The sequence below is a fragment of the Enterobacter cloacae complex sp. IR5459 genome (genome assembly GCF_049238005.1).
Taxonomy (GTDB): Bacteria; Pseudomonadota; Gammaproteobacteria; order Enterobacterales; family Enterobacteriaceae; genus Enterobacter; species Enterobacter hormaechei_C.
Map to the genome: position 1 here is coordinate 24,664 of NZ_JBMKIG010000018.1, position 10,911 is coordinate 35,574.

16 protein-coding genes are annotated in these 10,911 nt (G+C 34.2%); 14 read left to right on the forward strand and 2 right to left on the reverse strand.

What is annotated here, in order from left to right; genetic code table 11:
* Window positions 1-2: 2 nt before the first annotated feature.
* The 10 genes from ACOTX4_RS24015 to ACOTX4_RS24060 all read left to right on the forward strand — a co-directional run bounded on the left by ACOTX4_RS24015 (window position 3) and on the right by ACOTX4_RS24060 (window position 6,699).
* Window positions 3-2,915: a type III restriction-modification system endonuclease gene (locus ACOTX4_RS24015; RefSeq protein WP_421635456.1), complete on the forward strand. Its 2,913-nt coding sequence runs from the start codon at window positions 3-5 to the stop codon at window positions 2,913-2,915.
* 64 nt (window positions 2,916-2,979) lie between these two features.
* Complete coding sequence (locus ACOTX4_RS24020) at window positions 2,980-3,357, forward strand: hypothetical protein (RefSeq protein ID WP_057461708.1); 378 nt, start codon at window positions 2,980-2,982, stop codon at window positions 3,355-3,357.
* A 124-nt stretch (window positions 3,358-3,481) separates the two neighbouring features.
* Window positions 3,482-3,793 (forward strand): hypothetical protein, encoded by a 312-nt coding sequence (locus ACOTX4_RS24025; RefSeq protein ID WP_139616773.1) that lies wholly within the window; start codon window positions 3,482-3,484, stop codon window positions 3,791-3,793.
* Entirely contained in the window at window positions 3,790-3,948 is a 159-nt protein-coding gene (locus tag ACOTX4_RS24030) for a hypothetical protein (protein WP_236924064.1), read from the forward strand. Before ACOTX4_RS24025 ends, ACOTX4_RS24030 begins: the two co-directional genes overlap by 4 nt.
* Window positions 3,949-4,205: 257 nt before the next feature.
* On the forward strand, window positions 4,206-4,499 hold the full coding sequence (locus tag ACOTX4_RS24035; protein WP_001708427.1) for a hypothetical protein: 294 nt from the start codon (window positions 4,206-4,208) through the stop codon (window positions 4,497-4,499).
* 14 nt (window positions 4,500-4,513) lie between these two features.
* Window positions 4,514-4,642, forward strand: a complete 129-nt coding sequence (locus tag ACOTX4_RS24040; RefSeq protein ID WP_257590330.1) for a hypothetical protein — start codon at window positions 4,514-4,516, stop codon at window positions 4,640-4,642.
* The gene (locus tag ACOTX4_RS24045; protein WP_094322947.1) at window positions 4,632-4,976 is read left to right on the forward strand and encodes a hypothetical protein; all 345 of its coding nucleotides are present in this window, start codon (window positions 4,632-4,634) and stop codon (window positions 4,974-4,976) included. Before ACOTX4_RS24040 ends, ACOTX4_RS24045 begins: the two co-directional genes overlap by 11 nt.
* 351 nt (window positions 4,977-5,327) lie before the next feature.
* Window positions 5,328-5,885: a type 4 pilus major pilin gene (locus ACOTX4_RS24050; RefSeq protein ID WP_128316310.1), complete on the forward strand. Its 558-nt coding sequence runs from the start codon at window positions 5,328-5,330 to the stop codon at window positions 5,883-5,885.
* Window positions 5,886-5,897: 12 nt separating this feature from the next.
* Window positions 5,898-6,440 (forward strand): type 4 pilus major pilin, encoded by a 543-nt coding sequence (locus ACOTX4_RS24055; RefSeq protein WP_421635457.1) that lies wholly within the window; start codon window positions 5,898-5,900, stop codon window positions 6,438-6,440.
* Between the two features lie 16 nt (window positions 6,441-6,456).
* Window positions 6,457-6,699: a hypothetical protein gene (locus tag ACOTX4_RS24060; RefSeq protein WP_024172961.1), complete on the forward strand. Its 243-nt coding sequence runs from the start codon at window positions 6,457-6,459 to the stop codon at window positions 6,697-6,699.
* A 66-nt stretch (window positions 6,700-6,765) separates the two neighbouring features.
* Here ACOTX4_RS24060 and ACOTX4_RS24065 read toward each other — a convergent pair whose 3' ends face one another.
* A complete protein-coding gene (locus ACOTX4_RS24065; RefSeq protein ID WP_421635458.1) occupies window positions 6,766-7,206 on the reverse strand; it encodes an H-NS family nucleoid-associated regulatory protein in 441 nt (146 codons plus the stop codon).
* Between the two features lie 194 nt (window positions 7,207-7,400).
* Here ACOTX4_RS24065 and ACOTX4_RS24070 point away from each other — a divergent pair, with 194 nt between their 5' ends.
* The 4 genes from ACOTX4_RS24070 to ACOTX4_RS24085 all read left to right on the forward strand — a co-directional run bounded on the left by ACOTX4_RS24070 (window position 7,401) and on the right by ACOTX4_RS24085 (window position 10,526).
* Window positions 7,401-9,383: a helicase HerA domain-containing protein gene (locus ACOTX4_RS24070; RefSeq protein WP_421635459.1), complete on the forward strand. Its 1,983-nt coding sequence runs from the start codon at window positions 7,401-7,403 to the stop codon at window positions 9,381-9,383.
* 135 nt (window positions 9,384-9,518) lie between these two features.
* A complete protein-coding gene (locus ACOTX4_RS24075; RefSeq protein ID WP_094340932.1) occupies window positions 9,519-9,896 on the forward strand; it encodes a hypothetical protein in 378 nt (125 codons plus the stop codon).
* A 13-nt stretch (window positions 9,897-9,909) separates the two neighbouring features.
* The gene (locus tag ACOTX4_RS24080) at window positions 9,910-10,179 is read left to right on the forward strand and encodes a hypothetical protein (protein ID WP_024172976.1); all 270 of its coding nucleotides are present in this window, start codon (window positions 9,910-9,912) and stop codon (window positions 10,177-10,179) included.
* Window positions 10,176-10,526 (forward strand): hypothetical protein, encoded by a 351-nt coding sequence (locus ACOTX4_RS24085; protein ID WP_181213174.1) that lies wholly within the window; start codon window positions 10,176-10,178, stop codon window positions 10,524-10,526. Before ACOTX4_RS24080 ends, ACOTX4_RS24085 begins: the two co-directional genes overlap by 4 nt.
* 305 nt (window positions 10,527-10,831) lie before the next feature.
* On the opposite strand, the gene ACOTX4_RS24090 is transcribed toward ACOTX4_RS24085, so the two are convergent.
* Window positions 10,832-10,911 (reverse strand): IS1 family transposase (locus tag ACOTX4_RS24090; protein WP_001401901.1); only part of this gene is annotated, 80 nt, incomplete at its 5' end.

The following is a 10,911-nucleotide window of genomic DNA, read 5'->3' on the forward strand; positions in this document are numbered from 1 at the left end:
TCATGTCTAAAGGATTCACATTCGAAAAGAATTTACCTCATCAAAAGGCTGGCGTTGATTCGGTGATGAATGTCTTTGTATCCGCCATACCTCATCAGACGGATCATGTTGCTATTCGCCTGTTAGCTAATCCAGAACTGAATCTATCTGAACAACAATACTACAACAACATAAAAAATGTTCAGGAGTTCAATGGTATTGAGCATTCAAAAGATAATTACGATTCTAAAAGCAACGTAATTGATGTTTCTATGGAGACAGGTACAGGTAAAACTTATACTTACACCAAAACCATTTTTGACCTGAACAAATCATTTGGTATTAACAAGTTTATCATCATTGTTCCTACCCTATCTATCAAAGCTGGAACAGTTAACTTTTTAAAAAGCGATGCTTTAAAAGAACACTTTAGAGACGATTACGAGCGTGAACTAAAGACTTACGTTGTTGAAAGCCAGAAAAGTTCGGGTAAAAATACAAAATCGTATATGCCTCAAGCTATCCATGATTTTGTTGAAGCAAGTAATTTTAACAAGAAATATATACACGTCCTTGTAATCAACTCAGGGATGATTAACTCTAAGTCGTTAACTGACACTTATGATGTGGGTTTGCTTGATAATCAGTTTGATACGCCATTTTCTGCTCTTAGTGCGGTTAAACCATTCATTATTATTGATGAACCTCATAAGTTCCCGACAGCTAAAAAAACATGGGAAAATATTGAAAAATTTAATGCTCAATATATTATTCGTTATGGCGCAACCTTTAGTGAAGGCTATAAGAACTTAGTTTATCGTCTTACAGCCGTAGATGCATTTAATGAAGATCTTGTTAAAGGGATTGATGCTTACATTGAAGATATTGTTGGTGATGGTAGTGCTAATCTTAAATTTGTTAAATCTGACGGAAAAGAGGCCACTTTTGAACTAAACGAAAATGGTAATAGAAAAAAATTCAAGTTAGCCAAAGGTGAATCACTATCTAAAACGCATAGTGCGATCCATGATTTAACACTGGATGCCTTAAACAAGAGCACTGCTGTATTGAGTAATGGTATTGAACTAAAAATTGGTAGTTCAATTAACCCCTACTCTTACGATCAGACGCTTGCTGATAACATGATGCTTAAAGCTGTCAAAGAACACTTTAAGTTAGAAAAAGAGTATCTGACACAAAGACCACGTATAAAACCGCTGACTCTTTTCTTCATTGATGATATTGAAGGCTATCGTGATGGTAATGATATTGCCGGAAGCCTGAAAACCAAGTTTGAAGAATATGTTTTGGCAGAAGCTAATAAACTGTTAAAAACAGAAAAAGACGAATTTTATAGAAACTACCTTGAAAAAACTGTTCAGGATGTATCTTCTGTTCATGGTGGCTATTTTTCAAAAGATAACAGCGATAAAGATGATAAAATTGAGCAGGAAATCAACGAAATTCTTCATGACAAAGAGCTTCTATTGTCGTTAGAGAATCCTCGCCGTTTCATTTTCTCTAAATGGACGTTGCGTGAGGGATGGGATAACCCTAACGTATTCCAGATTTGTAAGCTCCGTTCGAGTGGTAGCACAACATCTAAACTTCAAGAGGTAGGGCGTGGTTTACGTCTTCCAGTGAATGAATACATGTGCCGTGTTAAAGATCGCAATTTTACTTTGAACTATTATGTTGATTTTACGGAAAAGGATTTTGTCGATTCGCTTGTCAAAGAGGTCAACGATAGCTCCTTCAAAGAAACGGTTCCAAGTAAGTTTACTCAAGAACTTAAGGATAAAATTCTTTCTCAGTATCCTGATCTTTCATCCAGAACACTCATGAATGAAGTTTTTGATGATAAAATCATTGATGATAATGACAACTTTAAAGATTCTGATGCCTATAGTCGCTTAAAAGCCAAATATCCAGCGGCATTCCCTACTGGGTTGAAACCAAGCAAAATCAAAAAAGCCACTGATGGGAAAAAACGCACTAAAATGCGTATTGGCAAGTTCACTGAACTGAAAGAACTTTGGGACCTGATCAATCAGAAAGCAGTTATTGAGTACAAAATAAACAGCGAGCATGAGTTTTTATCCATTTTCAAATCATTCATGCTTGAAGAAGCAGATAGATTTACTAAATCAGGCGTTCATACTCGCATAGATAGGATTTACATCCATAATGATACGGCGATGTCGAAAAGCATTATAAGTGATGATGATAACTTTGCTAAACTCAACACAATGAGTTATCGAGAATTTCTTGATAACTTATCACAAACCATGTTTGCTAAACATGATACTTTGCATAAGGTATTTTGTGATATAAAAGATACTATAAATATCACTGACTACCTGAACATTCAGACAATCAGAAAAATTAAATCTGGGTTTAGTAAATATCTGCTTAACAATTCGTTTAACAAATTCAGTCTTGGATATAATATTATTTCAGGTTCGATTCATCCTACAAAGTTCACTAATGAAGAAGGAAGTCCTCTAAACGAGGTTTTGTCGAGTGATCTTGGTGTATTACATGATAATACGAAGCCACCGTTAGATTCTTATCTTTTTGAAGAAGTCTTTTACGACTCAGAGCTTGAACGACTCAACATCACAGATGGAGAGATCCAGTCTGTAGCTGTTTTTACAAAGATACCGAAGAACTCCATTAAGATCCCGGTAGCAGGTGGATACACGTACTCCCCTGACTTTGCATATGTTGTCAAAACAACAGACGGTGATTACTTAAACTTTATAATTGAAACCAAAAATGTAGATGGAAAAGATAGCTTGCGGCTTGAAGAACAACGCAAAATAGCACATGCTCAGGCATTGTTTAATCAAATAAGCAAAACAATCAAGGTTGAATTCATGACTCAATTTGCTAATGATGAGATTTATGAGTTAATAAAGAACGCACAAGCTTAGTTCTTAGTGATGAAGGAGGGTTTCACCTCCTTCATTAAAATAAATATGTCATGAAGAAACATAGATGAAATACTCAAGCCTACAAGAATATTTGGACGATGTTAAAAGACGAGAACAACATAAAAAGCGCCTTGCTGATAAGTTGTTTCACACCGTCAGATCTGGCTCATCAAATGAAATACAGGCAGTGATAAAAGCATGTTCTGATGCTGATGTTGATTTTAAAACTATCAAACATGATTACTTGCTTGAATACTTTGATTCCTTCTATAACCGCACTTCAAACACCCCCTCAATTCTCATCGTAAGATTACTTATCAGTTATCAAAATAAAATCTCTCATAAAGCTGTTCTTTCGTTTTACCAAAACATATTTTATAAGCATTTATTATCAGATGAAGAACTAACAGAGCTGAGTTCTTTAATCACTTCTCACAAATAAACATCCTACCTACTCCTTTTATCCTGATATTTTAAATTAAAAGAAACATTTTTCTCATTTAATTTGCTTTTAGTCGGAAGATGCGTTAATTCTTTTAATATAAACAAACAAAAGGATAACCATTATGATAAACAAAATCAAAAACACCTTAAATGAAATAACTGTAGGTAAGGTATTTATAGCAGGTCTATTAATGCTACCTATGACACTGATATTCCCTGAAAGCATTATATGTGAATACGTGTCGGCATTAGGTGCAGCAATTACATTCATGACAATAAGTTCGAAATTTGCATTGTTCTTCATTTGGTTTCTTCATCTCACATTTTTGATGAGCATGAGAGGAACAACGGAGAGAGCAGAAATATATATATCTGATTTGAAAGCTGAACACTTAAAAAGTGGAAAGGAAATATTTTTAGGGAGGTCAAAATGATAAATAAATTAAAAACACAAAATAAAATTCTAACAAGAGCGGGTTTAATACCAGAGCCTGTATTGATTAAGCCAATAAAACAACTTGCAGATAAAGATGTGAAGGAAGCTTTAAGCAAAAAGATTTCAGAAATGAAAAACATATATGATTTTTAAAAGGAGGTGTAAATGATAAAAAAACCATTAGTATTAAATAGATTGCGATATATGAATATTATAGCTGTAATGGTTGGTTTTATTATGATGTCGATATGCTATATAACATTTTCATTCATGTCAGAAGATAGTTTAAAGGAAAATATAGGGTACATATTTTTACTTTTCTGCGGTAGTTTATATTTAACACTTACAGGATTATGTCCAATAGTAATGAATATTTTCAAAAAATTGTTTAAAACATTGAGGGTTCAAAAATGAAAAAAGACATAACAAGAGAGTTGAAGCGTTTAGGTTTACACAATGGTAATGAGTTCATAGCAAAAGCAGCATTGATAGAAGGGCAGAGAGCAGAGGCAATATTAGCACTGATAGAACGCTTAGGAAGACGCAAAATCATTCCTGATGCTGTTCAGCATGGTTTTAATCAGGTTAAGGCTACATATCGCTTATCGGGCTACATCAATCAGGCACTGACTGTTATAGCGTTTAAAGCTTACGTGAACGAACCAAAAGAGAATTTTAAAGCAGATATACACTGGAGTATTTAACAAAGGAGATAGGTATGGGAGAACAAACAAGAGAAAAGGAAGCTGAAACATGGGCTGAATTTATAAGAGAGTTTTTAAAAGAAGGTGGTGTTGTTTATGGAAATCAGAAAAAACAAAAAAGAGAGGTGGTATATGAAAAATGAAAATAGAAATATGAAAGAAAACGTATTACAAGAGATAATGTATTACAAGTTAATATGTTATGGGATTATAGTTTTTTTTGCCAAAGGAACATTGATAATGTCAGATAGAATTCCTACGTTAAATGCTCTACTTAATAAAATAAGCAGCACTGATGCTATCTATTATACACTATCGGTTATGTTGTTATTGGAAGTGATTACATTCCTAACTTATGGCGCATTTAAATCAATGAAGAAAAAGAAGGAAGAAAAAGAACGAGGTTTAATAAAGGAAGGTTTTTCTGAAGGATTTTCTAAGGGTTTTAAGAAAGGACAAATGGATAACAATGATTGAAAAAATAGAATGTTTTATCGTTTATATATTCAATTTCCGAAAAATAAACAAAATGACTGAGACTTTAGTTAGGTTATCGAACAGGGAAGAAATGACAGAGGACGAATTAAAACGCTTTCTGTTAGAAGAAAGAATTGAAGATATGTTAAACCATGAATAAAAGCCCCTTAAATGGGGTTTTGTTTTATTTGAGGCATTAAAATAAAAGTTCTACATCTTCCGCTTATCCGATTAAATGACAATTATTAAAATATACCTTGTTAAAATTTGACATTAATCGGTTAATTAAATATCTAATATATAATCCTAAATTGAATAGGAGAAACAGAAAAATTACAAAGGAGAATGATTATGATAAATAGTTTTAGATTATTAAAAGACAGAAAGAGTAAAAAAGGGTTTTCACTTTTAGAGTTGTTATTAGTTCTTGGTGCTATCGCAGCGTTGATAGTAGCGGCTTTTATGATATTTCCTAAAGTTCAGGCTTCACAGCGTATCGACAGAGAGAGCAGGAACCTAACAGCTATACAGGCCGGGGTTAAGTCTCTATATGGCGGCAGAGCGAAGATCTCAAGCATTAACACTGATAGCTTCATTGCGTCTAAGAACGCACCGGAGAACATGATTCAGGACGGAAAGCTTATCAATGAATGGAAAGGCAACGTGTCGGTTGAATACAGTGGAAATCACGGCAAATACAACATTATCTATGATGCTGTTCCTGCTTCTGACTGTTCAAAGTTGATAGCCGCAGTATCAGGAAACTTTGTGAGCATAGACGTTTACAACGGCAACGGCGGTACGCAGGTTAAGAACCTTGAAGAAGGGAAGAACATTGATATAGCGGCAACATCAGCAGCGTGTTTTTCAGAAGATAACTCCACCATTATTTTTGCGTCAATAATATAAGAGGTGGCTGATATGTTCAACATGACAAAGAGAAAGAAAAAAGGGTTTTCATTATTAGAGTTATTATTGGTTTTCGGGATTATCGCAGCGTTGATAGTTGGTGTCTTTATGATCTATCCAAAAATTAGTTCTGGTCAGAAGATAGATAGCGACATAAAAATATTAGGAACTTTAAACGCAGGGATAAAAAATCTCTACGCGGGGCAAGCAGATTACACCGGGTTATCAGTTGACGCTGTAATCAAATCTAAGATTGTTCCAGAAGATATTGTTGATGATAACTTAATTTGGGATAGCTGGGGAGCTAACGTTCTTATAGAGCCTTATTATGATGGAAGCTTTTATATCGGTTTTGAAAACGTTTCAGTTGATTCTTGTCCTAAGTTTGTGTCTCAGGCTGGAGCAAGTTTTTTCAAAATAGTTGTAGGTTCAAGAGAAGTTAAGAACACAGAAGCAAATCAGGATCTTGATATGGCAACTTTAGCAAATGCGTGTAGCAGTAATGATGATGGGTATGGTGGAAGACCAATAACAGTATATTTTTACGACAAATAAATATGAGGATTAATTTATGATTATTCAAAAAAGTATCAGACAAATGAAAAAAGAAGCATGGACATTAATAGCAATATTATATTTATCAAGTATCTCATTACTCATGCTAACAGTGAATGTATTACCAAAAACAGGATTAAATAGCTTTTACATAATTGGCGGTGGTTTAATGGCTTTAACTTCATTGTTATCATGGAAAGAAGCATATAAGTTAGTTAACTGTATAAATGAAGCAAAAGGAACTAAAAAGCCTGAATAAATGAAACATTCCAAAATAAAAGCCCCTTTTCAGGGGCTTGGTTTTTTTCTGGTGTTGGTAATGCTTTTAATCTTCTTTCTTGATCAAGAAGTCTTCTTTTTTAGCGCCTTTCTTCATAGCTTCTTCGACAGGCTTCGGCAGACGACCACGACCCGACCATAACACTTCTTTTCCGTTTTCATCTTTATAAGCATACTTGCGCTCAACAGCGCCACGCTTATCACCTTTAGCGCCTTTACCTTTACCAGATTTAGCAGCAGGAGCGGCTACACCATCAGCGATCTCGGAAATGCTGATACCTTCAATACCCTCAGCAGCTAACATCTCTCTGAACTGTTCCATGAGTGCAAGCTTCTTAGCGCGTTTTTCTTCGATTTCAAGCTGGTCAGCTAACAGTTCTTCATGAACCTTTTTCATCTTCTCTAAAATCTCTTCAAAGATCTCAAAGCTGATTTCACGCGCTTCTTTTCTAATGGTACGAATGTTGTTCAGTGTTGAAAGACTCATCAAAAAATCCTCTTTAAAATCGTTTACCCGGCGAACATAACATTTTAACCATGTGGTATCAATCATTTTAAAACAACATAAGTATCAAATAAAAGGAACACGTAGGCCGTTCATATATTTAATGCGTTTTAAATTTGACATTAATCGGCAAATTTAATAATTGAAAGGAACGACAAAATAAAAAGGAGATTTTTATGTTAGATAAAGAGCCATTACTTTCTTTCAGGAAAGCACATTTAAATGATGAAATACAAATAGACTTTAAAACAGCAACAACAAATATAGCCGTGTTTGGTGGAACAGGAACAGGTAAGACAACGGGCGTATGTTTCCCTGCTGTTTACAATCTGATTAAAAATCACTGTTCAGGATTGATACTTGACGTGAAAGGGGATTACACCAAATTAGCACGTCAGATTAATGAGGAAATGAAAAGCGATAAAATATATATTCTTGGTGTTAAAGAAGATTGTTCCAGATTTAATTTAATATCTGGTATCGAACCGGAAAAGCTAAAAGCATTTTTAAACTATGGTGTTAGTTCAGTTCGTGGAAACTTAGATAAATATTGGGGTTCAAACGGGATAGAAGACACCGTTTTAGTGTATGAGTTAGTTAAAGAGTTTGATATTAATCCTACCCTTGCAGATCTCTATTACCTAATAACTAACCCGGATGATTTACAGGCAATGAAAAACAACTGTTCAGAACAGATGTCAGAAAAGATAAAAAGGCGTATAGCTTCGGATGGGTTTAGTATTTTCAATAACAAAAAAGATACCGATGAAGCTACCAAAAGAGAACAAAGATCATGGCAGTTTTCAGCATTAAACAGCGTTCTAAGACCTTTTTATGAAGACCCGTATCTAAACCATCATTTTTGTAATAATGATCATACAGTTTCTTATGCTGACATTATTTATAAAGAAAGAAAATCGTTAGTGCTGGAAGTGCCTTTTTCTAAATATGCTGTTTCATCATTGTTCATTTTAAAGGTGGTTAAAGCAACATTCATAGACAGTATAAAACAGCAGGATATAAACCAGCTTACAGCAAGGGGATATGGTGAAGATAAGTTTACTTTCATGCTGGTAGATGAGTATCAGCAGTTCCTTACAGATGATACCGATCCGTCAGTGGATGATAACAACTGGTTCGACATATCGAGGGGCTACGGTCATATCAACATTATTTCCTCTCAGTCTGTGGATTCACTTGATGCTAAGGCTGGGCAAGCATACACAAACCAGCTCATAGGCAACTGTATGAACATAGTTCATCTGGCTACTCATGCTGTCAGGAGCCTTGAGAACATCGCTACCCTTGCTGGCAGTCCAGAACGCGCTATACAGGCTCAGGATACGTTATCAGGTCAGTCAGAGGACATTGCCTTTGTCTACATCAACAAAAGCCAGCAGAGCCGCACAGGGGCGCGCGTATTGGTTCATACAGGAAAATCACAACATAGCTTCATGAACAGATTCATCTATGCGCCTAAACCCCAGCTGCAGGAGCTACCCCTACCCGGAACGGGCTATGTAGTGCCTGAAAAACTCAGTGCGTTAAGCGTCTTACTGGAAGCGTTAAAAGAAGATAAAAAAGAAGAGAAAACAGAAACACACCTTTTAGAAGAGTTAATAAATATGAATGATGAACAAAATAAATGGATTTATAATCTTTGTCCTACCTATACAGTTCAAAAAAGATTATGCGTGATAACAACAAAAAGCTTTTCAGACGGATTTAATGATTTCAATGTTGTATTGAATAATTTAAATATAGGATTTGAAGAGGTTGTAGTACATCCAATTATATATAACAACAAAATAGATTTGGATTTACTTAAAGAGATACTGATTGAGGATAAAGAAAGTCTGTATGTTATCGTCAGAGGGGGAGGTGATTTAGAACACTTCATTCTTAATGATTTTAAGGTACAGGCGTTGATAAGTGAATGTATGTATAACATTAGATATTCAGAAAGTGAGTTATTAATAGCGGTAGGACATGCCACCGATAAATTTGAAGATTTCTTTGAAATGGTTCCAGATGCGTATGAAGCATTAACACCGACTGATTTAGCATACAAAATAAAAGGCGATGTTATTTTAAATATAAGAAAAAGAAAATGCGGTATTATGACCAATGCCTGTATCAGTTATAACGCTAAAATATAAATAAACCAAAATAATATTGGTCTACTTCTTCCTTTTGTCTGGTTATTATAAATATTTAGCAATTAATCGGCTTTTAAATTTGCTTTTAGTCGGATAATTAAATATAAATAATTAACAAAACAAAAGGAGAGAGATATGAATATAGATATTATCGGAAGTTTCAATAAAGAAACCGCTATTGATTACAGAGTGTTTTATACAACCGACTATTTTGAATGGTTAAAAGACCTACATAAAACAAGGGGTGAAAAGATAACGCTTAAAGAGCTACACAATAACTTAATAAAAGAATATGGTTCATTGGTTAATGTTATTGAGTTAATACTAAGAACAGATAGCAATATTGGAAGTATCAAAGAATCTACGTTCGATATGATCGATGCTGACAACATTCTTTTCGAAGGTAGTGAAGATTTAATGGCTGTTCGATTAGTGATGAACATAGAGTATTTAGATATGTGGATTAAGAAATATGATTTCAATAACTACATAACTGAGGCATTTAAAAACTAACAGAGGTGAAAAAATGATAATAGAAGAAGTAATAATTAATGACGTTAAGATTGTTTTATCGAGAGGTAAGGGAGGTAAAGGAGGTGAAAACAATGAAACATATAAGTTCTATATTTATATCGTGAATAAGGATGTTTCAGTTTACAGAGTTGGTAAGCTTTCAATAGTGATTTGGCAGCATTCGATTTACACATCAGATAAAGCCTTAATTCAGGAAGCTCAGGATTTAGCAAGCGCAGTATTCAAATATAAAACAGAAAAACTTAAAGAGGTGATTTTATGAATAATGAAAAGAAACTGGCAATAACAAGCGATATAGTGTTTTCTCTTGATACAAAGATAAAAGGTAAGGATTATGTTTATGAAGTGGAGCATTTACATGCTTCATATCAAACAGGCGATATTACAGACTATTTATCTTTAAAAATGAAGAGCAAGGATAAAGATAGTGATTTCAAAACTGAAACTATCAATATGGCTTATTTTGATAATCTGAAACCAGATCAGCATGAAGATTTTAAAAAGAAGATAAAAGAGTTTGCTAATGAAGCTTATACCAGAATGGAAATTGACATGCAGCCAGTGTATGAGGAAAACATGAAAAACTTACGTTCACTAAGCTTTAAATAAAGATTCAGGAGGGTTTTATGTCAAAAAACAAAGGAACAGATTACTTTTACTTTAAACCCTTCCGTTCTGGTTCTGTTAGCTTTCCAAAACCAAATGAAGCAATCTATGTAATAGATGTTTTATCAAGAGATGATATAGTTTACTTTGATGATTTTGGATATTTGATTTCAGAAAGAGCGTTGGAGGTTTTAAAAAAACATAACTTAACAGGCGTAAAGGTGGATAATGCTACTGTTAAATTTAGCGCAAAACATAACATAAGATACAAAAACCAGACATTACCTAAATTCGGTAATGACTCCAACTTATTGATAGTGTTTTATGTTCAGATAATGCCCGATGACTTTGTCATGCAGCTCCACCGATTTTGAGAACGACAGCGACT